The sequence below is a fragment of the Rhizobium tropici CIAT 899 genome, assembly GCF_000330885.1.
Taxonomy (GTDB): Bacteria; Pseudomonadota; Alphaproteobacteria; order Rhizobiales; family Rhizobiaceae; genus Rhizobium; species Rhizobium tropici.
On sequence record NC_020062.1, the window covers coordinates 1509021 to 1534312 of the forward strand.

Here is a 25292-nt window from a genome sequence, read left to right on the forward strand (position 1 = left end):
GCAGGGGTCCCTTTTGGGAGCCGATAAGGGGTCCCGTTACAACGCCGATTGACAGCCTGATAGAAGGCCTGAACCGGCTTCTGCAGGACGAAGCCCAACCGATATTGCGGCAAGTCCTCGAAGACGCGCTGACGCAGGAGGCCCACGGCGTGATAGCCGATTTCCTGGGCCGCCTCATAGACGCGGCGTGCCGTTTCCTCCCGTACGCGATGGCGCCCATTCAGCACACGATCGATCGTCGCGACACTGACGCCGGACGCTTTGGCAAGATCCGCTATGGTGGGGCGACGCATGGCTACTCCTGAGATATGTCATCATTCATGACGTCAGATTTTGATATGTTTTGATAGATTCCATCATTCATGCATTGAGGCAAGCGAAAAGTCGATCTATCGTTTTCGGCATCGAGGGCGGTGCGCTGTTGCACATCGCGGGAGGCAGGAATGACGACGATAATCAGGCGTGACTATGATCTGCTCGGCGAAAGCGGCAGGCTGGCCGTAGAAACGGGGCTTGCGGCCGCCGAATGGTATCATACAGATGTGCCGCGCAAGGACATGAAAGCGCTGATGCAGCGCTCGGATGCGCCTGCGATCCGCGACACCATCATCTGGCTCGGCAGCATGGCCGTCTTCGCAGCACTTGGTGTCTACTTCTGGGGCTCCTGGATCTGTGTCCCCTTCTTTCTGGCCTATGGCGTGCTCTACGGCTCTGCCTCCGACAGCCGCTGGCATGAATGCGGTCATGGCACGGCGTTCAAGACACGCTGGATGAACGACGCGGTCTATCAGATCGCCTGCTTCATGATCATGCGCAATCCGGTCACCTGGCGCTGGAGCCATGCACGCCACCACACCGATACCGTCATTGTCGGCCGCGATCCGGAAATCGCCGTCATGCGGCCGCCGGATCTTCTTCGCCTCGTCCTCAATTTTTTCGGCATCCTCGATGCCTGGTACGCGATGGTCGACATGCTGCGCAATGCGGCCGGCTTCGTCAGCGCTGCGGAAAAGAGCTTCATTCCAGAGATGGAACAGCCGAAGGCGATCCGCATCGCCCGCATCTGGCTGGCCATCTATATCGCTACCGTTGCGAGCGCGATCGCCATGGGCTCGATCCTGCCGCTGATGCTGATCGGCCTTCCCCGGCTCTATGGCGCCTGGCATCACGTCCTGACCGGCCTGCTGCAGCATGGCGGCCTTGCCGACAATGTCGTCGACCACCGGCTGAACAGCCGTACCGTCATGATGAATCCGATCAGCCGCTTCATCTACTGGAACATGAACTACCATGTCGAACACCACATGTTCCCGATGGTGCCGTACCACGCGCTGCCGAAGCTGCACGCGATGATCAAGCACGATCTGCCGGCACCGAACCCATCCATATGGTCCGGCTATCGCGAGATGATCCCGGCATTCCTGCGGCAATTGCGCAACGAGGATTATTTCCTGAAGCGCGAGCTGCCGCCGACGGCACGGCCCTATCGCGGGGAGTTCCATGGCGAACTTCCGGCTGCGGCTGCCCAATAAACCGGACATGGAAAGGGAGGAAAACATGAGCAACTGGATCGAAGTCTGCGCCGCCGATGCGATCGACGAAGAGGATGTCATCCGCTTCGACCATGACGGACGAACCTTCGCCGTCTATCGCAGCCCCGAGGACGATTATTTCGCCACCGACGGCCTGTGCACCCATGAGAAGATCCATCTCGCCGACGGGCTGGTCATGGACAACATCATCGAATGTCCGAAGCATAATGGCCGCTTCGACTACCGCACTGGCGAAGCCAAGGGCGCGCCGGTCTGCGTCAACTTGCAGACCTATCCGGTTAAGGTCGAAAACGGCATCGTCTTCATCGGGCTCTGAGGAGGCAAGCGTGGCTCATTTCGTCATTATCGGAGCCGGAGAATGTGGTGCCCGCGCCGCCTTCGCGCTCCGGGAAAAGGGATTTGGCGGCGATATCACCCTCATCGGCACCGAGCCGCTAGCGCCGTACGAACGCCCGCCACTGTCAAAAGCAGGGACGGATCAAGCGCCGGAGCCGAAATTCATCGCCACATTGGAGCGTTACCCGGAGCAATCGATCGATCTGAAGCTCGGCACCACGGTGATCGCGCTCGATCCCGCGACGAAGACCGTCAAGCTCTCGGATGAACAGACGCTCACGTATGACAAGCTTCTGCTTGCAACCGGAGCCGCGGCGCGAGGGTTTCCAGGCGTTGACAGCACATCGCTGCGCATCCGCGTGCTGCGCACCCATGCCGATGCGGTGGCTTTGCATGCAGCCCTTCATCCCGGACGGCACATTGCCGTCGTCGGTGGCGGTTTCATCGGCCTTGAGCTGGCGGCAACGGCGCGTATCCGCGGTGCCGACGTCACCGTCATCGAAGGCCTGCCGCGCGTCCTGAAGCGCGGCGTGCCCGAAGAGATCGCTGAAGCGATTACCGAACGCCATCGCCAGGAAGGCGTGGATATTCGTTGCGGCCAGACCATCGAAGCCTTGCAGGAAGAAACCGATAAGGTGGTTGTTCGTCTGGCAGGCGGCGAAGTCATCTCCGCGGACCTGCTGCTCGTCGGCATCGGCGCGCTGCCGAATGTCGCGCTGGCCGCAGAAGCGGGGCTCGCGATCGACAATGGTATTGCCGTCAACGAGCGGCTGGAGACCTCCCATACAGATATCTTTGCGGCAGGCGATTGCTGCTCGTTTCCGCTGTCACTTTATGGCGGAAGACGCGTTCGCCTCGAATCCTGGCGCAATGCACAGGAGCAGGCCAATCTGGCCGCCGCCAACATGCTGGGCGAAAGTGCGGAAATGTCCGCCGTCCCATGGTTCTGGTCCGATCAATATGATTTTACGCTGCAGATCGCAGGGCTGGCGGATGACGCGGTCACTCATGTGCGGCGCGACCTCGATGACGAGGCGTTCATTCTCTTCCATCTCGGCGCGGACGGAAGGCTGCTTGCCGCCAGCGGCATCGGGCGCGGCAATGCCATCGCGCGCGACATCCGTCTTGCCGAAATGCTGATCGCGACCCGCGCGCATCCGGATCACGCCGCCCTGGCGGCAAGCTCCGTCAAGCTGAAGTCGCTGCTTGCCGCATAATATCGCCGTTGGGCCTTGACGCAGCAGGCCGAAGCATAAATGTCTTCCCCCCACGGCAAATGGAGGAAGCAATGAAAATACTCGGCATATCAGGCAGCCTGCGCAAAGGCTCCTTCAACACGGCTCTGCTCCATGCCGCCGTCGAACTTGCACCAAACGGTGTCGAACTGATCGCGCGCACCATCCATGGCGTGCCGCTCTATGACGCCGATCTCGAAGCCGCGGACGGCATTCCGGAAAAGGTGCGGGAGCTCAAGGAGCTGGCCATCTCGGCCGACGGGCTGATCCTGTTCACACCGGAATACAACAATTCGCTTCCTGGCGTTTTCAAGAACGCCATCGACTGGATGAGTCGCCCCTCCACTGACATCGCGCAGGTCTTCGGCGGCAAACCGATCGCGGTTCTAGGCGCGTCGCCGGGCAATTTCGGCACCATTCTCAGCCAGAATGCCTGGTTGACGGTCTTGCGTACGCTCGGCGCCGAAGCATGGTTTGGCGGCCGGTTGATGGTGTCGCGCGCCGGCAGCGTCTTCGATGCAGACGGGGCGATCGTCGATGAGAAGGTGAAACACAATCTCTCGGCTTTCCTCGAAGGCTTCACCGCTTTCGTCGCAGATCGTGGCAAAGGCTGATCAACGGCTTTCCGGTTGAACCGAAGGCAAACCGGAAGTCTATGATTGGGCCTAGGAATAGCCTAATGTGAATCGAGGCGCCGAACCCGGCGTCTCCGGGGCCTTGCACATTCTCTTCCTTCGATAATCATGAAATCCAATAGTACCGGTTACGTCTTCACGCTGTTGGCAATCAGCATATTCGCCATACAGGACGGCATTTCCAAGCACCTTGTCAGCGCCTACCCGCCGCTTCTGGTGGCGATGATCCGCTATTGGGCTTTCATGCTCTTCGCCGTCGCCATGGCCTCGCGCGCGCCAGGCGGATTGCAGCGGAACGTCAGGACCAAGCAGCCTGTCCTGCAGATTGCCCGCGGCCTGCTGCTTGCCGCACAGATCGTCGTCGCGATCTCGTCCTTCGTCATCGTCGGTCTTGCCCATACGCAAGCGATCTTTTCATCCGGACCGCTGATGGTGGCCCTGCTGTCCATACCGATCCTTGGCGAGAAGGTCGGCTGGCGGCGATGGCTGGCAATTTGCTTTGGCTTCGTCGGCGTGCTGCTGATCCTGAAGCCGGAGAGCGGCGTCTTCGATGCGCGTTTCCTGGTGCCGCTTTTCGGTGCGCTGCTCTTTTCGCTCTATGTCGTGCTGACGCGCTATGTCAGCCGCGAGGATGGCGCCATGACCAGCTTTTTCTATACGGGTGTGGTGGGTGCCGTCGCCATGACCTGCATCGGGCCGTTCTTTTGGACGCCGCTTGCGCCGCATGACTGGGTCTTCATGGGCATTCTCTGCCTGACAGGCGTGTCGAGCCATTATTTCCTCATCCGCGCCTACGATATGCTCGACGCGGTGGTGATTCAGCCCCTGACCTATCTGCAGCTCGTCTTTTCCGCCCTTATAGGTGTCATGATATTCGGCGAAAAGCTGAGCGCGCCCATGATTGTGGGCGCGCTCATCGTCGTTGCGGCGGGCATATTCACCATCTGGCGGGAACATGCGCTGGCGAGAGCCCGGCTCAAGACCGCCAAGGCATCGGTAGGCTAGGCATCCACCTCGGCACGCGGCTGCGCCTCGGTGTAATAGCTCACATATTTCTGCCGGTAACGCTCGGTTCCGCCGAAATCGCTGTAGCGCGGCAGTTCCGACATGTCGGTCTTGTTGAGAATGACGCCCAGAATGCGCGAGTTGATCTGCGGCTCCTGTTCCAGCACATGGCGCACCAGATTGGTCGGGGTCGCACCCCATTCGGTCACCAGCAGGAAGGCATCGACCTGCGGCGCAAAGGCCTTCGCGTCGATGACGGGACCGAGCGGAGCAAGGTCGACGATGATATAGTCGAACATCTTGCGCGCATTCTCCATCAGATGCTGCATGCCCTGAGAGGATAGAAGCTCGCTGGTGTGCAGCAATTGATCGCGCACCACGACCGGCAGGATCGCAAGTTTGGTGCGCGGGTCAACCTTCACGGCATTCGTCCAGGGCACTTCGCCAAGCACGGCTTCGATCAGGCCCGCATGCGGCTGCGACTTCAGCGTCCGGCTGAGGCCCGGATTGCGCAAGTCGGCGTCGATCAACAGCGTACGTTTGCCGCTGCTGGCAAGCAGCGCTGCGAAATTGGCTGCGGTCGTCGACTTGCCCTCACCGGGGAGTGCCGAGACGACGCCGATGACGCGGTCGGCGCGCCCCTGCAGCATCACGTCGCTTGCGAGTTTCGCGTTTCTCAGGGTCTCGGCAAAGATCGAGCGCGGCGCTTCAACGGATATGCGCATCATGCGCTCGAAAGCGACGCCGTTTTCTCCCTCTTCCGCCGTCGCCGGCTCCGGTCCTGCACCGGCCCTGCGTGACTTCTTCTTGTTCTTGCCCTGCTGGCCGAGCAGCGGCAGATAGCCGAGGAACTTCAATCCGAGAGCAGCCCGCACATCGGCTTCGACGCGGAAGAAGCGATCGCGGAACTCCTGGAATGCGGCGACACCGCAGCCGACCATCAGGCCGAGAATGATCGAGAGCGCCATGACGAGCGTCTTCTTCGGACTGGACGGCGCAGTCGGCACGCCGGCGAGTGATATGACGCGGGCCTTGGCGATGGGGAACGAGCGCTGTTGGGTGGCCTGTTCGAAGCGGCCAAGATAGGATTCATAGAGCGTCTTCAGCGCCGATGCCTTCTGGTTCAGCTCATTCAGATGAACCAGCGACTTGTTGGCTTCGGAATTCTTGCCGACGACCTTGTCGATGCTTTCGCGCAGCGATTCCGCCCGCGACTGCGCGACATCAAGCTCGTTCTTGTAGCTGGCAGTGAGCTGCTGAAGGACCTGATAAATCTGCCGGGTGATGTCCTGCCGCTCGGCCTTGAGCGCTACGGCCTGCGGATGGGTGGCACCGAAGTTCTGCGTGACGTCCTGCTCGCGCTTTTCGACGGCGAGGTAGCGCGTCTTCAGATCCTGCAGCACCGAATTATCCGTCGTGTTTGACGAGATGGTCGCATTCTTGACGGCGTTGTCGGGGCCCTGGTCGATGATCGATTTATATTGATTGTAGCGAGCGGCGGCGCTGGCCGTATCGGCTTGCGCGATGATCAACTGCTTGTTCAGGTCGGAAATCTGCTGTTCCGACATCAGTTCGCCGCCGGTCGAGGTCAGGCCATTATCGGCCTTGTATTTCTCGACTTCGAGCGAAGCCTCCTGCGCGCGCTGGCGCAGATCGTTCAAGCGCTCCTGCAACCAGACGGAGGCACGTTCCGTCGCGTCGAAATTGGCGTTCAGCTGGTCGGTCAGATAAGCGTCGGCATAGGCACGCGTGATCTTGGCAGCCAGAAGCTTGTCCGTCGAGCTGAAGGAGACGGCAACGACCGAGCTTCGTGTGACGCGCTCGACCTTCAGATTGTCCTGCAGAACGGCAGCAACCTTCTGACGCTGGGCCTCGCGCTGCTGCTCAGGTGTCATCGGCGGCCGGCCGGGCGTGAAGACGCTGACGATCAGGCCGATGCCGGATTTGAGCAACGCCGCCGGAGACGCGGGTGGGTTGAGCAATGTGTTATTGTCCGCAAGGCCGGCAGTATCGACCACGCGCAGCGCCATCTCATTTGATTTGAGGATTTCGACCGCACTGGCAATCTCCATGTCCGCCTGCTGGCTGCTTGCCGCCGGCGGCTGATCCTCGGCATATTTCGTCATGCTTTCGTCGAGCAATATCTGCGTCATCGAGGTATAGCTCGCAGTGGCCGTCAACAAATAGACGACGGCCAGGATGACAAAGGCGGCCATGGCGAAAATGATGGTGCGGATGCGCCGGACCACGACGGCCATCAGCCGATCGAGATCGATAAAGCTATCCTGCGACTCCGCTTGCGGGAGAGCGCTGTGGAAAGTGAAGTTCTTCTGATGCATGGCGACCACCTTGTCGGAGAAGCCCGAATGAACAATTGCCATGGCCTGCGGCCTTCCCGGCCGCAGGCCACAATGTGACAGGCTTAAGCGGCGGTCATCTGCGCTTCGTGCGAGACGACCAGGTTGCGGATCGAGTCATAGACCAAACCGCCGATATCGGCGCGAGCGAGCGCGAAGGCAACGTTCGCTTCGATGAAGCCGTGCTTCGACCCGCAATCGAACGTACGCCCATTATAGACCTGGGCATGGAAGTATTGCGTCTCGGACAGGCGCAGCATGCCGTCGGTCAGCTGGATCTCGTTACCGGCACCGCGCTCCTGGCGGGCCAGAATATCGAAGATTTCGGGCTGCAGAATATAACGGCCATTGAGGTAAAAGTTTGAAGGCGCCTCGGACGGATGAGGCTTCTCGACCATTTTGGTCACGGCAAAGCCATGGCGCACGGACTCGCCCTTGCCGATAATGCCGTATTTCGACGTCTCTTCCGGGGCGCATTCCTCGACGGCGACGATGTTGCCGCCGGTCTCGTTGTAGAGATCCATCAGGCCGGCCATGCAGCCACGCATACCGTAGCAGAGCATATCAGGCAAAAGCAGCGCAAAAGGCTCGTCGCCGATCAGGTCACGAGCACACCAGACGGCGTGGCCGAGGCCAAGCGGCGCCTGCTGCCGGGTGAAGCTTACCGAGCCCGGACGCGGCAGAAGACGTTCCAACTCGCTGACCTGCTGGCTCTTGCCGGCCCGCTGCAGCGAGGAGATCAGCTCCGGCGTATCATCGAAATGATCTTCGATCGCCGACTTGTTGCGGCTGGTGACGAAGACGATGTGCTCGATGCCGGCCTCGATGGCTTCGTCAACGGCATATTGGACGACGGGACGATCAACGATCGTCAGCATTTCCTTCGGCATCGCCTTGGTGGCGGGCAGGAAGCGCGTTCCGTTGCCGGCAACCGGGATCACTGCTTTTCTCACACGACGTTTGGGGTCCATGGCTCTATCCTTTGTTAGAGTGAGGGCCTGCGCCCATATTGGGCAGAGGGGAGGAAAGTTGAGAGGGCGTCGGCTGGCGGCTGCTCCGCAGCGACGCGGCCAACCGACGAAAACGGGCAAAGACCGGCATGCTGAGATGACGTACGGCCCTCGGGTTGAGGCATGCGATCTTGAGCAACTCCTGCAGTTCGCGCTGCTTGATGCTGTCGACCAATTTAAGAAAAGCGATGACTTCCTTCAGATTGCGCGTGCGCCGCCGTTGTGCGGCAAGGGCAGCGGCGCCGAAGTGATGTTCGGCGAAGAACTTGGCGTCGGCGGCAAGCATGGCCTCGACATGGTCCTGCCGGAGAACACGCGAGATCGACCCCTCGCGGATGTAATAGAGATAACCCACGCTCGGCTCGACGACGCAGACGCCGCCGCGAGCGAGAGCCGAAGCGAGGAAAATATAATCCTCGCCGATCCGCAGGGTCTCCTCGAAGCGCAGGCGATGTTTCTCGATGAAGACACGCTCGAAGACCGGCTTCATATAGCCGAAATTGTGCTCCGACTGGAAAATCATGTTCGAGGCGATGAACTTAGCCAACGTCAGTATCGGCATGCGCGCGAGCATCGGCTCGGGAAACATCGGCAGTATCGTGCCGACGTCTTCGCGGATCACGTCGAGATTGTCGACCGCGATCTGTGCCTCGGCTTTTTCCGCTCTGGCGATCAGACGGGCCATCCGATCCGGACGTAGGGCATCATCGGAATCGAGCACGGCCACCCAGCGGCCTCGGGCCGCGTCGAGCCCGGCATTGCGGGCAGCGCCCGGACCGCCATTGCGGGCCATGGCAACTAGACGCACACGCGGATCGGGATGGTTGCCGGCAATCTCACGCGTATTGTCCGTCGAGCAATCGTCGACCACGATCACTTCCATACTGACGGCGCCTTGCGCCAGCGCGCTGTCGATGGCTCGCTCGAGCGTTTCCTCGGCGTTATAGGCAGCAATGACGAAGCTGACATCGGGGATGAAATCCGTCATTGCGGTGCCTTCTCCAGATTTCCGTATTGTTCGATTTCGCGGACTCCGAAGAGGCCGCTGACCACGCCGGCATGCATGATGCCGCGCAGACCGTAGCGATGCCGCTTGATGGGCGATGCAAAGAGCAGCGCTGCGGCAACAAAGCAATAAGCGGATTTCGAGGCCGCCAGTGCAATCGCTCGCCAGCGCCCGAGGCCGCCTGCGGTCTCCAGCAGCATGCGGCCATGGGTCTGGCCCATGCGATACCGGCGCTTCGAGAGCCAGGAGACCGTCGCCCTCCCTTCCGGGACGGGTTCATAGACCAGCGCATCCGCCGCATAGGCGATCCTGCCGCCGGCCTTATGCATATGAGCGAAGAATTCGGTGTCCTCGCCGCCGCTGCGTCCGAGCGCGATATTGAAGCGCCGGCCTGCAAGCGAAGGCGCGCCGCGGCGCAGCAATACATTGCAGGTGTAGCCGGTCAGGATTTCCCCGGCGACCCAGACGGGCAAAGTCGAATGAAAATCGCCGCGCCGCATCCACCCTGGAGCTATATTCCCGTAGAGAGCCTGAACGGGGCCAAGAACGGCGTCGGCGCCGGTCGTGTCGGCCATGATGAGCAATTCGCTCAGCCAGTCTTCCGAGGCGGTCTCGTCGTCATCGATGAAGGCGAGAAAATCGCCGCTTGCGTGATCCAGGCAGGCGTTGCGGGCAATCGAGATGTTTGATGCGGGGCAATGGACATAGACGATCTCGAACGGAACGGCCGAACGCATGACGTCGACGCGGTCCCGCGCACTCGGCGTCACATCGTTGTCGGCAACGATGATCCGGACGACGGCGCCTGTGGGGATGCTCAGGACGGCAAGCGACAGCAGCGTCTGATCGAGCTCTGGCCGCCTATAGGTGCAGACCGCAATGTCGATCTTTATCGGGCGCCGATGAGCCTGTGTCATGACGCCACCCTGCGATTGCGGAAGCTCAGGACTTCCATCCAGAACCCCATCGACCAGGCGAAATGCATGACCATCGCGGAAATGGCCGCCAGCGGCCCATAGGGGTTCTTATGTCCGAGAGCGATCCAGAAGCCATAGGCGATACAGGCGACAGCCCAGAGGCCGACCGGGATAACCGCGATCCAGTTGAGGACGGCAAGGAAAGCGCCGATGAAGATCGGCACGACCGCAAGCGGCAGCATCTGGCGCAGGCTCGGCATGCTGCGATGCTTGAGTATATTGCGCGCCCGGCCACGACCGTAACCCAGATATTGCCTGAAGAGCGTCGGAATGCTGGCGCGCGGATAGTAGGTCATGGCGGTCTTGTCGGTTAGCCAGATCCGATACCCTGCCTTGTTCAGCCGATAATCCAGCTCCGCATCCTCGTTATGGCTGAAGCTTTCGTCATAACCGCCGACGGCGCGGAAGGCGGCAACGCGCATCAGCGCATGATGCCCGTGCTCCGCCCAATCACCCTTGGCACCTTCGCGATGTTTGGAGCCGCCATTGCCGAGCTTGGAGTTCTGGGCGACGGCTGTTGCCTTCTGGAAGGCACTGAAGCCCATGGTGCGCATGGCGACGACAACGGAATCGGCACCCGTCGCGCCAGCCTCCTGAACCAGTGTCTGGCAGTAATCATCCGGATAGTCGCCATGGGCGTCGATGCGGATGAAATACTCATGATCGTCACCGAAAGTCTCGATGGCGAGATTGATCGCCGCGCTCTGCAGCCGCTTTGGATTGTCGAGCAGAAGAACGCGCGGATCTTTCTCGGCTATATGGCGCACGATCTCGCGCGTGCGATCGGTGCTGCCGCCATCAGCCACCACGATCTTCGCATCGAGTTCGTCGAGAGCCCGCCCGAGCTTGTCGATCAGCGGCTCGATATGCCTTTCCTCGTTGAGGCAAGGAATAACGATTACGCAACGCATATCCCCTGAACTTCCGGTCATCATTGCAATCCACCTCTATTGCGATGCAGTTGTGGGAGGGCCTGTATCTCGGCCATCTGCTCATTGGCGCGCGTCAGCGATGCCAGCCGCTGCACCAGCAGCTGACAGTCGGCGCGATCCATCATCCATTGCTTATGATCCTGGGATGCCACGGCCTCGAAAGCGGCGAGATAGCGTTTTACGTCCATCTCACCCAAAAGCGCCGTCAGATGTTCGGCGTCGGCCCGGTCAAGCGCGAGCCCGATCTTTCGGCTGGCAAGAAATCTTGCCGTCTCCGTATCCTTGATCGAGATCGGCACGGCACCGTAAAGACCGCCTTCATAGAGGCGGTTCGGCAGCAGCCAGCTGGAATTCAATCCCTCTTCGAAAAAGTCGATCGCCCAGGAAAACTGGACCTCGCCGTAGATCGCCGCGAGATCCTCAGGGTTCTTGTAGGCGCCGGCAAAATGCATGAAGGGTGCATCGCGGACGGTGCGGTCGAAGTCGTCGAATTCGGAATGGGCCGGACGCCCCCGCAGAACGATCTCGAAACGGCCTTCCATCCGGCGCGAGAATTGGTCGAGCAGCGCCAAGGATTTGCGGCAGCGAAGGGCGCCGAACCAGCCAATCTTCCAAGGCTTGCCCGCAGCCGGCGGCCTTGCGGCCGATGCGATGACGCGCGCCGCGGGCTCAAGCGCCAGCACCTTGTTTTCAAGCAGCATGACCGGCACTTGCAGCCCGGAGCGGGGACGGAAATAGCGCTCGATGAAGGCGGGCGAACTGGTCACCAGCAACGATGCCTGCGAGCCGAAATGACGCTCGGCACTGCGGAGCGCGCTGCCCACCACATCATCGCGCAACAGCAGCCTATGAATATCGAGGCATTCGTAGACAATCGGTACATCGCCGCCGAAGACGGATTTGGCGCGGTTGGCGAGCGCCAGCATTTCGAGATTGCGGCCGATGATGATGTCCGGTCTTGCGATGGAGCGCAGCGCGCTGCGCAGTCTCGCCGCCGATCTGGCCACTGCCGCGATCCGCTGGGCAAACTGGGCATCCCGCGTCTTGCCGAGCTCGATCGGCTCGACGCCGCTAATGGCAGCCAGCGCATTGTCATCGCGCCGGAAACCCGCAAGCGTTACGAGCGCCCCGCCGGCCTGCAGCATCAGCACCCGCCTGCGCACAGCCGGATCGGCAAGGTCATGTACGAAGTACAGTATATGCAGCATCAAAATTTCCGCTTTTGCGCCCGGCCGGAACCGGGCACTTGGTGTGGTTGGTGTTGCATGGCGGCGTTGCCACTGGCCGCGCGCGATGGCGCGGCCAGCCGTGTTCAATCGAGCTTGCAGGTGATCGATTCCGGAAAGAGGCACTTCTCTCCTGGAACGGTGAAGGCGACGCGCTTGATCTCCATGGTCGCCGGCTCGCCGCTATAGGCGAACTTGCCCATCCAGCCACTGAGCGTATCGGTGCCCCAGAGGCTGAAGAAGATCTTCTGCGGGTTCGTCGGTATTTTCGAAGGATCGGTAACTTCCTGGACGAGCTTGCCGTTCACATAGTAGCGCAGGCGATCCTTTTCCCAGACAAAGGCATAATCGTTGAAACCCTTGTCGGCACCGCCTGGAACCGGCGCCAGCTTTTCGTTGCCGCCCTTGGCGGAAATATACTGATTGACCTGAACCTGACCGGAATTCTTGCCGAGCACCTCGAAATCGATCTCGTCATGCGGCTTCTTGTCGGTCGGGCCGATATAGGTGAAGAAGGCAGAGTTCAGACCAGGCCCGGTAGCGGTGCGGTAGCGCGCCTCGTAGGTGCCGTAGCCATAGCGTTTCGTCGTCTGGATTTCGCCGCAGGCATAGTTGCGCTCACCGGTCTTGGACTGGACGAACTGCAGTTGCAGCGCTCCATCCTTGATGCCCACCTGCTTGCGCGCCCAGGTGCAATTCTGATGTGGCCCGTTGTTCCAGCCATCGGAAACATACCAACGACTGGTGTCCAAATGCTCGAAATTGTCGACGAAGGAACCGCCCGTTGGCTGATCATCCTGCGCGGATGCGGCCTGCGGCATCAGGAAGGCGCTCATGAGAGCGATTGAAACAAGACCAAGCCTGTACATGCAGCTTTTCGATGTCGTCATCGTATCACCCTTGCTTACGCAGGACACACCTACAGGGAACAAAGTGTCGCGCAGCAGTCCCCGCAAACAATCGAAAAAACCATAGGCCCGGTTGAACGGCCAGGTATGGGGCTCGAATGATATGGGGGCAGAAACTGTGCCCGGGAGCAATATGCTACGCATGAGGTTTATCCGCGAAGACACGTTGGCAGTCACATTCACGATGTCTGTCACCCCTTCTTCGGGCTGCATCCCCCCTCGCAGCCATTTCCAACACAGCAGAACTCGCAAGGATAACCTAGGGCACTCTTCGGAAAGGGAATATGGCAGCGCAGCAAAAATGAGCAAAAAACGATATGTCGCCTCGCACAGAAAACATGGTTTTGTCCTGCGTAAAGGGGTGAAAAATCGATTTAGATGCAAGAAAACGCAGTTACGAAAGGCACTTAACCGCTCACCCGAGGCCTCGCTTTGCGCTCCGATCGAGCGTTCCCGACCTTTCCATATTTTCCGCTGAAGGTGAAGATTTTTTGCAGCGCAGCATGAGCTGGCATGCAAAGCGTGACCAAAATGCGACAAAGCTTCAATCAGAATGAGAAAACCGATTCATATCACTCTGCCAATGGCTGCATTAGCGTAGGATCCTGGCGCGCCATGTGTTATAATGGCTCATCGGCGGATAGCCTTGGCCGTTAGCGTGCTGGGATGAAAGTTTCAGAAAATCTCGCCTCTCATCATTGCTCGACATCGATTGGACGCTACCTGTTGGCGTCACAACGACTTCCGCTATGGCTCATCTGCCGGAAAATTGCGGCGAATGTCGTTGGAAAAGCCAATAATCATGCCCTAAGACATGAACCGCAAGCCCTTGAACTAAAACCGTAAAGGCGGGAAAATGGCGTCTATCACGATTGTTATTCCGTTCTATCAGAAGCAAGCCGGCGTTCTGCAGCGCGCTTTGAAATCGATCTCCCGACAGACATTTCAGGATTTCGATATCATCGTCGTCGACGATCAATCGCCGCTTTCGGCGGAAAGCGAGCTACAATCGCTGAGCAACGAGGAAAGAAAACGCATCCGTGTCATCCGTCAGGCCAATGCCGGTCCTGGCGGGGCGCGCAACACCGGCCTTAACAGCGTGCCGGCCGAGAGCCGGTTTGTAGCCTTTTTGGACTCCGATGACGAATGGGCGCCCGAACATCTTAGCAATGCCTTCGGAACGCTGACCCATTACAACGCCGACTGCTACTGGGACTCCATCGATGGGGGCAAGGAGTTCTATTACCATTTCAGCATCGCCGAGCTTGGGAAATCGACCGATACGGTGCGCTTGTCGGATAGGCCAGCCGTCGTCGAAATCCCCAATATCGCCAGTGTCATGCTGCAGGACTGGAGTTTCCTGCACATGTCCTGCATGGTGATCGGGCGGCCGCTTTTCGAAAAGATCCGCTTCGAGCCGTCCCTGCGACTGGCGGCAGAGGACGTTTTGTTTTTCTGCGACTGCGTTCTCGCCGCCAAGCGGGTCCTGCTTTGCGAGAATGCCGGAGCGCTGCGCGGCGAAGGCGTTAACATCTTTCACAGCATCGACAATGATTCCCCGCAATTCCTGCGCCAGCAATTCAACACATGGACGGCGCTCAACACGCTGGAGCAGAGATTTTCGCGCCGGCCGCAGGATGTCGAATCCATCCGTCTCTATAAGAACCGCGCCCGCCAGCAGGCGCTCTGGAGCCAGGCGCGGCAGGTGCGGCGGCGGCGCCTGCCGCAATTTGGACTGCTGGCAAAATGGGCCTTGCGCGATCCTGGAATTTTACAAAGCGCCATGCAGCTTGCCGTGGGCAAACTAGCGCCCTAGATTTTGCGGTGCAGCATGGGCTGCGCATGCCGCATCGAAGAGCCACGGCATGACCCGCTATAGTCTGGATCAGCAAGGAGTCCTGCATGAAGCCGTTCCACTGGGAATCCACCCATGGCAATTTCGGTGACGATCTCAATCTCTGGCTCTGGGATTTCCTACTTCCCGGCCTGCGCGATGTTCGAGAGGAAACATTGCTGGTCGGCGTAGGAACTGTCCTCAACACGGAGATCCTGCCTGACAAGGGGCACAAGCTCGTTATCGGCAGTGGTTTCGGCTACGGTTCTCTTCCGGACATGCGCGATACCTCGCAATGGGATGTCCGCAGCGTGCGTGGGCCACTGACGGCGCAAAAGGCTGGTCTGCCCACCGAAATGGGCATCGTCGATCCTGCCGTGCTGGTGACGGAAATGCCGGAATTCCAGGCAATTTCGAAAAACGGCAAGCGCACCTTCATTCCGCATTGGGAATCGGCTGCCGCAGGCCTCTGGCCTGAAATCTGCAAGACTGTCGGTCTTTCCTATCTCGATCCGCGCGGCGAGGCGAAGGCCGTCATCCGCGAGATTGCCGCCTCCGAGTTGATCGTGGCGGAATCGATGCATGGCGCCATCCTTGCCGATGCCTTCCGTGTTCCGTGGATTGCCGTCAGCTCCTCGCGTTCCATCAACAGTTTCAAATGGAACGACTGGGCTCTCTCACTCGGCGTCACCTACCAGCCGAAACATATCCCCGTTTCCACCCGCGCCGAGGCGATCGCCAAAGGGGCCAAATTCTGGGGTGTCGGCTTCGAGCGCAACAAGCAGGCGGCAGCCGAGCTCGAAAAGCAACGCTATGGGGAAAACGTCATGCTTGCCGATCCCGAGCAGACCACTCTGCGCGTCATGGCAAAGCAGGCGCTGGCCGTACCTTCGGCTCTGGCTCTGTGGCAGGCGAGCAAGGCAAAGCCGCAGCTGAGCAAGGATAGCGCGCTGGCAGCCTGCAAGGAGCGCCTCCTCAACGTAATCGAAGGCGTGCGTCGCGATTATCTCTAAGCCGCGATACCGCTATTCCGGAGCGGCCTGCAGCAGATAGCGCAGGCCGTTTGCACCGGGATGGGCAATGGTGGTGGTGTTCCGCCTGCGGAAACGCTCGGTCTTATCCGCCAGAATGCCGCCGGCAATAGCCGGGACGGCGAAGGGATGCGATAACGCATAGGCGGCCGCCGACAACAGCCCGGACTGTGCTTTGATATCGAGGAAATGCCGCAACTCGTAACGATCGCGAATATGCTGTTCGTGACGACGGATCACGGCTGCGTCCGCTGAAGAAAGCCCACCCTTGGCAAGAATGGTCCGGTCAGCCTCATAAAGACGGCGCAAATCCTCGGTCCTGTGCCGGCCGCTCAGGGAATCGCTGCGCACGACCGCGCCATACCCGCAGCTATGGATGATCTTGTAACGGGCCTGCTTGGCCAGCGCGCGGACATAGAGATCGTAATCTTCCCCGAGACGCAGAGCCTCGTTGTAGCGCAGGCCATGCGCATCCAGAAAGGAACGTCGCATCAAGGGCTTCAGGAAGCCGATCTCGCCGCGACGCACGCCGCGCTTGGAAATATTGCCCTCGACGAAAGCAGCAAGATCGAGAAAACGCGGTTTCGCGTCGAAATGATCGAGCCTTGCATGCGCATCAGGCACGGTATCGGCACTGACGAAAGCGATGTTGTCGGCAACGAAATCCCAGTCGTCAGCGGCAAGGAGCGCTGCGAAGCGACCTGGAAAGAAAAAATCATCGGCATCGAGGATACCGATCAACGGCGCCCTGGATATCTCGATTGCGTGATTTCGCGCTGCGGCAGGGCCGCGGTTTTTTTCGAATTCCCGGATAGTCAGTCGGCCGCTGCCGTCATCGGCTTTGGCGGCGGCGATAGCCGTTCCATCCGTCGAGCCGTCATCGATGACGACGACTTCGGCGACCTCGGCCTCCCGGAGAGCTGAGGCAACGGCAAGCCCAATGGTTTCGCTGGCATTCTTCGCGGCAATGATTACGCAGACGCTTTTTTCTGCAGGGTCGGTCACATCGGCCTCCAAGGGTTCAGACGGAGACTTAGGACATGGCCACGATCCGGCAACCGCCGAGCTTCAAAAGATCTGATCGTTTCCCCGAAGTTCAGGGGTTGAAGGGCTCGGACCGCTTTAAACTGGATGCGGACAGACCGGCGACCTTGCTGTCTTCCTGAATCGATGCAGGGCCCTTGTCTTCGTTCAACAGGGCCTCATGCGCTTTGCGCTCTTTCCAGACGAGGTAAAGCACGCCCAGGAAATAGCCGATCTGCAGAAGGACGGCACAGATAGCCGTTTCGATCAGCGTGGTCGAAAGCGAGTTCGTCAGGAAATATGTTGCGATGGCAAATACGATCAGCGTGCCTAGCATGCTGATGAAAACGCGGGGCGCGTACATAATCTTACCCCGCCCGTTCGGCCGTTAAATAAAAAGCGATCAAGGTCTTTCCTCCCTTATCAGACCTAAGACTTAAATATATTTTATGATTCATTGAGATTCAACCAAGTTACCAAGATCCGTTGCGATTTGAGACGATCCTAGCGCCGAGCCTGTTAAAACTAAGCCTCGATTATAATTACAATTGAATTTGTTCATCTTTCTCTTTGCAATTATATGGCGACGCATCTGCGCAATACAATTTCCGAGAAGCTTGCGGCTGCTCATGCCCGAGAGGTTTTGTCGGCAATTCAATCAACTTTTATTACAAAGTCCTGAGGAATGCACCGTCAGTATGTGCATTGCAAAATATTGCTGCACCGCAATATATCTATGGAAGAAAGCTGTACGGCCTAAAGCTGAAAGGAAACCGAGCAGAGGCTATCGAAGTCAAAGATAATGAACAGCTTAGCGTTCCTTGGCTATAATATCCTTAGAAAGGGTCGACTAAGAGACGACAGAGCTGTCGAGAGCGGCATTATACGCAAGATGATACAGTACAATTCATCTACTACTGATCACTGAACAAAACCAATCCACCATGGGTGCGGTAAATTTATACCACCATGCCATATCGCTACAAAAGTTTGGCTTAAAAAGTCTCAGTCCCAACCTACACTCCGGCCATCGCGGCTCTAGTTACGCGTCCGAGAATTTCCGACCAATCGTCAACATGAATGGAGTTTTCTCTATGAAATCTGCGACGAGATCGGCCACATCGGCTTTTTTCAGCGCTGCGGAAAGCGACGTCTTTCCGCCCACTGGTGGAGTACTGAAACGCATTTTCGACGTTTCTACCGCTATGACCGCCTTGGTTCTCATCAGCCCGCTCTTTCTGCTGCTGATGCTGCTGGTAAAACTTTCAGACCCCGGTCCCGTCTTCTACGGCCACCGCCGTATCGGCCATAATGGCAAGACCTTCCGTTGCCTGAAGTTCCGTACCATGGTCGTCAATGGCGACAAGGTGCTGCATTCTTACCTGCAGGCCAATCCGAAAGCGTTGGAGGAGTGGCGTGCAACGCGCAAGCTGCAGAACGATCCTCGCGTCACCACCGTTGGCTCTGTCCTGCGCAAGCTCAGCCTTGACGAGCTGCCGCAGTTGATCAACATCATCCGCGGCGAGATGAGCGTCGTCGGGCCGCGCCCGGTGGTGGAAGACGAGCTCGAGCGCTACGAGACCGCGGCGATCTATTATCTGCAGTCCCGTCCGGGCTTGACCGGTCTTTGGCAGGTGAGCGGCCGCAACGACGTTTCCTACGAAAGCCGCGTCGCCTTCGACACGCATTATGTAAAGAACTGGTCGCTCAGCAGCGACATGGTGATCATCGCCAAAACCATTCCTGCAGTCTGCCTTTCGCGCGGCAGCTATTGATGACGACTGGCATACCGCGGGATCGTCCTGCGGTTTTCCCGCGTCCTGCGGGATTGTCTACAGGTAACAGGGAAGATCCTGCATGATTGAATTCCGGCCTTCGACGAGGCTTCTACGTGTCAATTCATCGCTGCGCTGCGCAGCTATCATTGCTCTCAGCCTTGGCGCAGCTACCGCTCCGGCGCTAGCCGAAAACCTTGCCGGATATCATCTAGGCGTCATGGACAAGCTGCATGTGCGCGTTGCCGAGTGGCAGACGGCCGAAGGCACCATTCGCGACTGGTCGATGGTTTCGGGCGACTACACCGTCGGCCCTTCGGGCTCGATCTCGGTTCCCTTCATCGGGGATATGCCGGCCATCGGCAAGACGACGGATCAGATCGCCGAGGCTATCGGTCTCGGCCTGCAGAAGCAATTTGGCCTGCGTGACCGTCCTTCCGCTTCGGTCGAAATGTCACAGTTCCGGCCGATCTACCTTTCCGGAGAGGTCCAGAATCCCGGTGAATATCCGTTCGCGCCCAACCTGACCGTGCTCAAGGCTACAAGCCTCGGCGGCGGCATGCGCCGATCCGATGCCGGACAGCGCTTTGCGCGCGATTTCATCAATGCCAAGGGTGACGCGGTCGTCTATATGGCGGAGCGTAGCCGCCTGTTGATGCGCAAGGCGCGCCTGATGGCCGAATTGGCCGGCAAGGACGATATCGACGTCCCCACCGAGCTCAAGCAGCTGCCGCACATGGCGGATCTGCTCGCGAGCGAGAAGGCGCTGATGGATACGCGTGCCAAGCGCATGACGACGCAGCTGCAGTCCCTGGAAGATCTGAAGACGCTTCTGCAAAACGAAGTCGAGGCGCTTTCGAAGAAGAACGACACGCAGAGCCGTCAGCTTGATCTGGCCAAGGCCGACCGCGACAAGGTCGAAAGTCTGGCCGAACGCGGGCTGGAGCTTGCCTCCCGCCGAATCTCCGCCGAACAACGCGCCTCCGATCTGGAAGCCACACTCCTCGATACGGAAACCGCCGCGCTGAAAGCCAAGCAGGATATCAACAAGGCCAATCAGGACGAAATTACCCTGCGCAACGACTGGCAGAGTTCGCTGGCCCGGGACATGCAGGATACCGACACGCAGCTGGAAACGCTGCAGCTCAAACTGTCGACCAGCCAGTCCCTCATGCAGGAAGCCGTCGCTCAATCGGCCGATGCCGGCAATCTCGACCCAAGCGGCCCCGGGGTGAGCATCTCCTACACCATCATTCGTGACGACAACGGGCAATCGAAGGAAATACAGGCCCAGGAAAACACGCAGGTATTGCCCGGCGATCTGATCAAGGTCAGCACCGGGCTTGCCATTCGATAGGAAAATCGATGCGGATAGCCAAATCGATCTTTGTCCGTCCGGGCAGCAACGCCACCTACGGCACGGTGGCGATTACCCTGTCCTTGTTCGTTTTTGCCTACTCCTCCCGCTTCGGTCAGCCCTCGATCCTGCTCTACTACGCGCTATGGTTTCCGCTTGTCATGATGGACTACCGGAACGTACTTGGCAGCTATCACAGGCAGCTCTGGCTTTTTGCCTTTGGCTTCTTCACCTTTCTGTCGATCTTCTGGTCGGTCGTCCCCCCGACGACGGCAAGGGCGTCCATCCAGTATATGACGCATATCTTCTGCGCTCTGGTCGCCATGCGCACGCTCGATATCCGCACGCTGACACGCGGCGCGATCGCCGGCACCGGCATCGTGCTCATCTATTCCATGTTGTTCGGCTACTATGCCTATGATCCCATAGACGGAACCTACAGTTTCGTCGGCGCCTTCGATTCCAAGAACCAGCTCGGCTTCTATGCTTCACTCGGCATCTATTTCGCCTTTGCCGCCGTCTTCGTTCTGGGTGAGCGGCGGATCTGGATGATCGGTGCTGGAATTGCCGGCCTGTTATCGGCCTATTGCCTGCATGCTTCGGCATCGGCAACATCGGTTCTGACGACGATGTTGGTCGTGCTCTTGTGCATGAGCCTGCGTATTATCCTATATTTGTCACCCAAACAGCGCAAAAGGCTGTTTGTGACGGTAGCCGTGGCCGGGGTCATCCTTGCGGTCGCGGGCGTCTACCTCGGTGCGGTCGATCTCATCCTCGGCGTCTTCGGCAAGGATTCCACGCTCACCGGGCGCACATACCTCTGGCAACAGGGCATCGCGACGGCGCAGCAGAATCTCTTCTTCGGCGTCGGCTACCAGGCGTACTGGGTCCAGGGCTTTTCTGAGCCCGAACGGCTGTGGGAGGAATTTTTCATTGCATCGCGCGCGGGCTTCCATTTCCACAACACCTATATCGAGACGATGGTCGAGACCGGGCTCATTGGTGTGTTCCTGCTCGCCTCGATCCTGCTGACGGCTGTGATCGGCCATATCAGCCGCTTTCTGAGCGACGTCAGAAACGACGAATCCTATTTGCTTCTGGGTGTTGCGACGCTTTTGCTGATCCGGTCTTTCGTGGAGATCGATATTCTGAATCCGTACCATGTCGGTTCCTTCCTGTTTTATTTCACGGCAGGAAAGCTTTCCATGCGAACACGCATGCCTGCGAAGGCGCCCCCGCACATGGGCGAGCAGATGCCATTCGCGCCGCCGGTCAATTGGGAGCCGCGAACGGGCCAATGAAGACGCTTTACGGCATCCAATATCTGCGTGCTCTTGCTGCTCTTGCGGTCGTGCTGTTTCATGCAGCCGAGCGCAGCGGTGGGCATTTCCGCATCGGCGCTGCCGGCGTCGACGTCTTCTTCGTCATCAGCGGCTTCATCATGTGGACCATGAGCGAGCGCCGTCCCGTGACGCCGCTGCGTTTCGTGCTCGACCGGCTGCAGCGCATCGCGCCATCCTACTGGATCGTGACCATCATCATGATCGCCGGCGCCATGGTGGGACTGTTTCCGAACATGAAGCTGACGGCGAGCCATATATTGGGTTCGCTGCTGTTCATTCCCGTCAGGTCGCCCAGCAATGGCGAGATATGGCCGGTGCTGGTGCAGGGCTGGACGCTGAATTTCGAGATGTTCTTCTATGTCATCTTTGCGGCCTGCCTGCTTCTGCCGCAGCGCCTGCGGCTCGGTAGCTTGATCGGCATCTTTGCCGCTTTCGTCGCGATCGGCGCTCTCATCCATCCGCAATCGCCGATGCTTGCCACCTATGTGAGACCGATTATTCTGGAATTCGTGGCAGGCGCAGTGCTTGCCCGGTTCTGGTTGAAAGGACATGTTCCAGGCATTGGCGTTGGCCTCGCGCTGGTGATCGTATCGATCGCCGGTTTTGCCGCCATCGAGCTGCTTGGTCTCGACTTCAACGAGATGACGTGCGGTCCGCTTGCGGTCGCGCTGGTCCTTGGCACGGTCTCCATTGAGCGCAGCGGCAAGCTGCCATCCGTCCCTCCCCTCACCTATCTCGGCAACGCGTCCTATTCGATCTATCTCTGGCATACGCTCGCGATCTCGGTGATCGTCAAGCTGCTGTCGTCGCTACAGATACCGTCAGACGCCGTTACCTTCGTCAGCGTCATCTTCGGCACGCTCCTCGGCGTTGTCGCCTATGAAGCCGTCGAAAAGCCGTTGCGCAATCTGCTGAAGGGCCTGAGCTGGCGGAGATCCCGGCCCTCGCCGGCCTGAGACCTGACGGGGTTGCGTTTCTCGCTTTCATACCTGCTGGAGATCATCATTCATCGCCCTTACGTGCCGCTTGCGTTCGGGACTGTATGGGCTCTGGTCGGCACCACCTTTTGGGCAATCGTCCGACCCGATCGTGAGACCTTTGTTTCGCACAGCAATCGGGCGGGGTAGCCCGCCCGATTTGGCTGCATCGCGTATCAATTACACTGCTAAGCGCGGCGGCGGCGCAGCTGATCGAAATAAACGATGACGATGATCAGGACGCCGGTGATGATGCGCTGCCAGAAGGAGTTGAGGTTCAGCAGGTTGGCGCCGTTATTGATGGTCGCCAGGATGAAGGCGCCGATCAAAGGGCCGTAGACCGTCCCGACGGCGCCGAACAGGCTGGTGCCGCCGATCACCGAGGAGGCAATCGCCTGCAGCTCCCAGCCATCGGCCTGGGTGGCATTGCCGATGGCGATGCGCGAGGCGAGCAGAATGCCGACGAATGCGGCACAGGTTCCCGACAGGATATAGGCGAGATAGATCATCCAGTTGACGTTGACGCCGGACAGGCGTGCCGCCTCGCGGTTTGAGCCGACGGCGAAGAGATAACGGCCCCAGCGGCTCAGATGCAGGAAGATGACAGCCGGAATCGCCACCAGGATCACCATCCAGAACAGGCTCGGGATGCCCAGGAAATCGGACACCGCGAAATTGCTGAAATCGTCATTGACGATGTTGATCGTCGAGCCGTTGGTAATCAGCAGCCCTATGCCGCGAAGCGAGGTCAGCGTTGCCAGCGTGATGATGAAGGGCGGCAGGCCCATGCGCACGATGCCGAACCCGTGAAATGCGCCGATCAGAACCCCGAACAACAAGGTGATAAGGATGGCGGCCCACACCGGGAAGCCCGCCTGCAGCAGCCAGGCGATGATGACGGTGCAGAAGCCGACGATCGCGCCGACCGAAAGATCGATGCCCGCCGTGATGATGACAAAGGTCTGGCCGAGCGCAAGAATGGCCGTCATCGAGCCCTGACGCATCAGGTTGGTGATGTTGAGCGGCGTCCAGAACTTGTCGGTCCAGAATCCGAGAACAACCCAGAGCGCCAGAAGCAGCAGGATCAGCGTCAGGCTGAAAAGGATGTTCATCTTGCGCCGCGGCGCTACGGTCGGGCCTTCTGTCGTATTCGCGGCCATTTTCTTCTCCCTCATTACACTTGTTTATCGTTTAGACGCCAATCGCTTCGCCAAGGACTTCCTCGTGCGTTGCCGCATGGAAATCATGGCTGGCAACCAGCTGGCCGCTACGGAAGACGTGCAGGCGATCGGCCAGCTCATAGACTTCCGGCAGATAAGACGAGATCACGATGATGCCGGCGCCATCACGAAGCAGCTTGGCAAACAGGCGATAGATCTCGGCCTTGGTTCCGACATCGACGCCGACGGTCGGCTCGTCGAAGATGAAGAGCTTCGCGCCGTGGCTCAGCCATTTGCCGATGACGACCTTCTGCTGGTTACCACCGGACATGGCGGAGACCAGAACCCGTCGGCTCGGCGTCTTGATGCTGAGATCGCGGATCTGCTTGTCTGCATTGGCCGCTTCGCTCTTGTTGTTGATGATCGGGCCATGGCTCAGCCGCCCGAACACGGGCAAATTGATGTTGAGGCCGATCGGCAGGTTGAGACAAAGCCCCTGATCGCGGCGGCTTTCGGGCGCCAACGCGATGCCGAGATCCATCGCGTCGCGTTCGTTGCGGATATCGACCTTGCGCCCCTGCCAGTAGATTTCGCCTGCAGAAAGCGGCTGGCGCCCGTAAAGACCGAGCGCGAATTCGCTGCGGCCGGCACCGATCAGTCCGTAAAGGCCGACGATCTCGCCGGCACGAACGCTGAGCGAAACATTCTCGAAACCGGGGCCGGAAAGCCCGCGCGTCTCAAGGATGGTATCGCCGATCGGGATCTCCTCCTTATGGTAGATCTGCTCGATGGAACGATTGATCATCAGCTTGATCAGCTCGTCCTCGTTGGTTTCGGCGATCGCGCGGGTGCCGACATGCGTGCCGTCGCGCAGGACGGAGACACGGTCAGCGAGTTCGAACACCTCTTCCATGCGATGGCTGATATAGACGATCGTCACGCCCTCGCCCTGAAGCCGGCGGATCAGCTTGAACAGCTGCGCCGATTCCTGGCGGGTGAGATAGGCGGTCGGTTCGTCGAAAATCAGAAACTGCGTGCCGCGCATCGCGGCTCTTGCCGTTGCCACCAGCTGCTGCTGGCCGATCGTGAGCGAGCTCAAGAGTTCGCCGGCCGGCAATCCGAAGCCAAGATCGTCGAGAACGGTCTGCGCCATCGCAACCATCTGCTTCTTGCGCATCAGGCCGAAGCGATTGACTTCATCGCCGAGAAAAAGATTGGCCGCGACCGTCAGGTGCGGACAAAGCACCACTTCCTGGTGAACCGCGTTGATGCCGCGGGCGATCGCCTCGTTCGGCGTTGCGAGCGCAACCGGATGGCCACACCAGAAAATCTCGCCCGCCGTTCTCGTGATAACGCCGGTCAGGAGCTTGATGAGCGTCGATTTTCCGGCACCGTTTTCGCCGACGATCGCGTGAATCTCTCCCGCCAGAAACGTTATCGTTGCCGGCTTCAGCGCCTCGACAAAGCCATAGCGCTTCTGCAGGCCCTTAAGTTCAAGGATGGGCGAACCGGCCGGAATGCGATTTGCTTCCGTTTTGACGGTGTCGTCGCGCCGATGGCTGATTTCTTCCAGGTTCGTCATGAGGTCTCCTCGCTCTCGCATCGCCACACG

22 protein-coding genes and 1 pseudogene are annotated in these 25292 nt (G+C 59.2%); 11 read left to right on the forward strand and 12 right to left on the reverse strand.

The genetic code is table 11. The annotated features are described in order from the left end of the window. Positions 1-44: 44 nt before the first annotated feature. Positions 45-293, reverse strand: a pseudogene (locus tag RTCIAT899_RS29035) (LacI family DNA-binding transcriptional regulator); the annotation flags it as partial. 150 nt (positions 294-443) lie between these two features. Between RTCIAT899_RS29035 and RTCIAT899_RS29040 the strand changes: the two are divergent. The 5 genes from RTCIAT899_RS29040 (at position 444) to RTCIAT899_RS29060 (ending at position 4764) form a co-directional block, all read left to right on the forward strand. Further along, positions 444-1532 carry a fatty acid desaturase family protein gene (locus tag RTCIAT899_RS29040; RefSeq protein ID WP_015343412.1) on the forward strand — a complete coding sequence of 363 codons (1089 nt, stop codon included), beginning with the start codon at positions 444-446 and terminating at the stop codon, positions 1530-1532. Positions 1533-1557: 25 nt separating this feature from the next. Beyond that, complete coding sequence (locus RTCIAT899_RS29045; RefSeq protein WP_015343413.1) at positions 1558-1869, forward strand: MocE family 2Fe-2S type ferredoxin; 312 nt, start codon at positions 1558-1560, stop codon at positions 1867-1869. A 10-nt stretch (positions 1870-1879) separates the two neighbouring features. Continuing rightward, positions 1880-3106 carry an NAD(P)/FAD-dependent oxidoreductase gene (locus RTCIAT899_RS29050; RefSeq protein ID WP_015343414.1) on the forward strand — a complete coding sequence of 409 codons (1227 nt, stop codon included), beginning with the start codon at positions 1880-1882 and terminating at the stop codon, positions 3104-3106. 71 nt (positions 3107-3177) lie between these two features. Continuing rightward, on the forward strand, positions 3178-3738 hold the full coding sequence (locus RTCIAT899_RS29055; RefSeq protein ID WP_015343415.1) for an NADPH-dependent FMN reductase: 561 nt from the start codon (positions 3178-3180) through the stop codon (positions 3736-3738). 129 nt (positions 3739-3867) lie between these two features. After that, the gene (locus RTCIAT899_RS29060; RefSeq protein WP_015343416.1) at positions 3868-4764 is read left to right on the forward strand and encodes a DMT family transporter; all 897 of its coding nucleotides are present in this window, start codon (positions 3868-3870) and stop codon (positions 4762-4764) included. Here RTCIAT899_RS29060 and RTCIAT899_RS29065 read toward each other — a convergent pair. From RTCIAT899_RS29065 to exoK, 7 genes are all read right to left on the reverse strand, one after another. After that, positions 4761-7103: a polysaccharide biosynthesis tyrosine autokinase gene (locus RTCIAT899_RS29065; RefSeq protein ID WP_041678465.1), complete on the reverse strand. Its 2343-nt coding sequence runs from the start codon at positions 7101-7103 to the stop codon at positions 4761-4763. The genes RTCIAT899_RS29060 and RTCIAT899_RS29065 overlap by 4 nt on opposite strands. 83 nt (positions 7104-7186) lie before the next feature. Continuing rightward, a complete protein-coding gene (gene galU, locus RTCIAT899_RS29070) occupies positions 7187-8092 on the reverse strand; it encodes a UTP--glucose-1-phosphate uridylyltransferase GalU (protein WP_015343418.1) in 906 nt (301 codons plus the stop codon). Between the two features lie 4 nt (positions 8093-8096). Further along, positions 8097-9119, reverse strand: coding sequence for a glycosyltransferase family 2 protein (locus RTCIAT899_RS29075; protein ID WP_015343419.1), 1023 nt, complete (start codon positions 9117-9119; stop codon positions 8097-8099). After that, positions 9116-10054, reverse strand: a complete 939-nt coding sequence (locus tag RTCIAT899_RS29080; RefSeq protein ID WP_015343420.1) for a glycosyltransferase family 2 protein — start codon at positions 10052-10054, stop codon at positions 9116-9118. The genes RTCIAT899_RS29075 and RTCIAT899_RS29080 overlap by 4 nt, the downstream gene beginning before the upstream one ends. Further along, a complete protein-coding gene (locus RTCIAT899_RS29085) occupies positions 10051-11025 on the reverse strand; it encodes a glycosyltransferase family 2 protein (protein ID WP_015343421.1) in 975 nt (324 codons plus the stop codon). Before RTCIAT899_RS29085 ends, RTCIAT899_RS29080 begins: the two co-directional genes overlap by 4 nt. 20 nt (positions 11026-11045) lie before the next feature. Next, a complete protein-coding gene (locus RTCIAT899_RS29090) occupies positions 11046-12254 on the reverse strand; it encodes a hypothetical protein (RefSeq protein WP_015343422.1) in 1209 nt (402 codons plus the stop codon). Between the two features lie 104 nt (positions 12255-12358). Then, complete coding sequence (gene exoK, locus RTCIAT899_RS29095) at positions 12359-13162, reverse strand: endo-1,3-1,4-beta-glycanase ExoK (RefSeq protein WP_015343423.1); 804 nt, start codon at positions 13160-13162, stop codon at positions 12359-12361. Positions 13163-14036: 874 nt separating this feature from the next. Here exoK and RTCIAT899_RS29100 point away from each other — a divergent pair. Beyond that, entirely contained in the window at positions 14037-14996 is a 960-nt protein-coding gene (locus tag RTCIAT899_RS29100) for a glycosyltransferase family 2 protein (RefSeq protein WP_015343425.1), read from the forward strand. A gap of 86 nt (positions 14997-15082) precedes the next feature. Further along, complete coding sequence (locus RTCIAT899_RS29105) at positions 15083-16027, forward strand: polysaccharide pyruvyl transferase family protein (protein WP_015343426.1); 945 nt, start codon at positions 15083-15085, stop codon at positions 16025-16027. A 12-nt stretch (positions 16028-16039) separates the two neighbouring features. Here RTCIAT899_RS29105 and RTCIAT899_RS29110 read toward each other — a convergent pair whose 3' ends face one another. Next, positions 16040-17050, reverse strand: a complete 1011-nt coding sequence (locus RTCIAT899_RS29110; RefSeq protein ID WP_015343427.1) for a glycosyltransferase family 2 protein — start codon at positions 17048-17050, stop codon at positions 16040-16042. Positions 17051-17141: 91 nt separating this feature from the next. Further along, positions 17142-17432: an exopolysaccharide production repressor protein gene (locus RTCIAT899_RS29115; protein WP_015343428.1), complete on the reverse strand. Its 291-nt coding sequence runs from the start codon at positions 17430-17432 to the stop codon at positions 17142-17144. A gap of 730 nt (positions 17433-18162) precedes the next feature. Here RTCIAT899_RS29115 and RTCIAT899_RS29120 point away from each other — a divergent pair. From RTCIAT899_RS29120 to RTCIAT899_RS29135, 4 genes are all read left to right on the forward strand, one after another. Continuing rightward, positions 18163-18843 (forward strand): sugar transferase, encoded by a 681-nt coding sequence (locus RTCIAT899_RS29120; protein WP_041678247.1) that lies wholly within the window; start codon positions 18163-18165, stop codon positions 18841-18843. An 82-nt stretch (positions 18844-18925) separates the two neighbouring features. Continuing rightward, complete coding sequence (locus tag RTCIAT899_RS29125; RefSeq protein ID WP_015343430.1) at positions 18926-20200, forward strand: polysaccharide biosynthesis/export family protein; 1275 nt, start codon at positions 18926-18928, stop codon at positions 20198-20200. An 8-nt stretch (positions 20201-20208) separates the two neighbouring features. Next, entirely contained in the window at positions 20209-21501 is a 1293-nt protein-coding gene (locus RTCIAT899_RS29130; RefSeq protein ID WP_015343431.1) for an O-antigen ligase family protein, read from the forward strand. After that, complete coding sequence (locus RTCIAT899_RS29135; protein WP_015343432.1) at positions 21498-22499, forward strand: acyltransferase family protein; 1002 nt, start codon at positions 21498-21500, stop codon at positions 22497-22499. Before RTCIAT899_RS29130 ends, RTCIAT899_RS29135 begins: the two co-directional genes overlap by 4 nt. A gap of 209 nt (positions 22500-22708) precedes the next feature. Here RTCIAT899_RS29135 and RTCIAT899_RS29140 read toward each other — a convergent pair whose 3' ends face one another. Together RTCIAT899_RS29140 and RTCIAT899_RS29145 are read right to left on the reverse strand one after the other, a co-directional pair. Then, positions 22709-23680: an ABC transporter permease gene (locus RTCIAT899_RS29140; RefSeq protein WP_015343433.1), complete on the reverse strand. Its 972-nt coding sequence runs from the start codon at positions 23678-23680 to the stop codon at positions 22709-22711. A gap of 31 nt (positions 23681-23711) precedes the next feature. Beyond that, positions 23712-25262 carry a sugar ABC transporter ATP-binding protein gene (locus RTCIAT899_RS29145; protein WP_015343434.1) on the reverse strand — a complete coding sequence of 517 codons (1551 nt, stop codon included), beginning with the start codon at positions 25260-25262 and terminating at the stop codon, positions 23712-23714. Positions 25263-25292 lie beyond the last annotated feature (30 nt).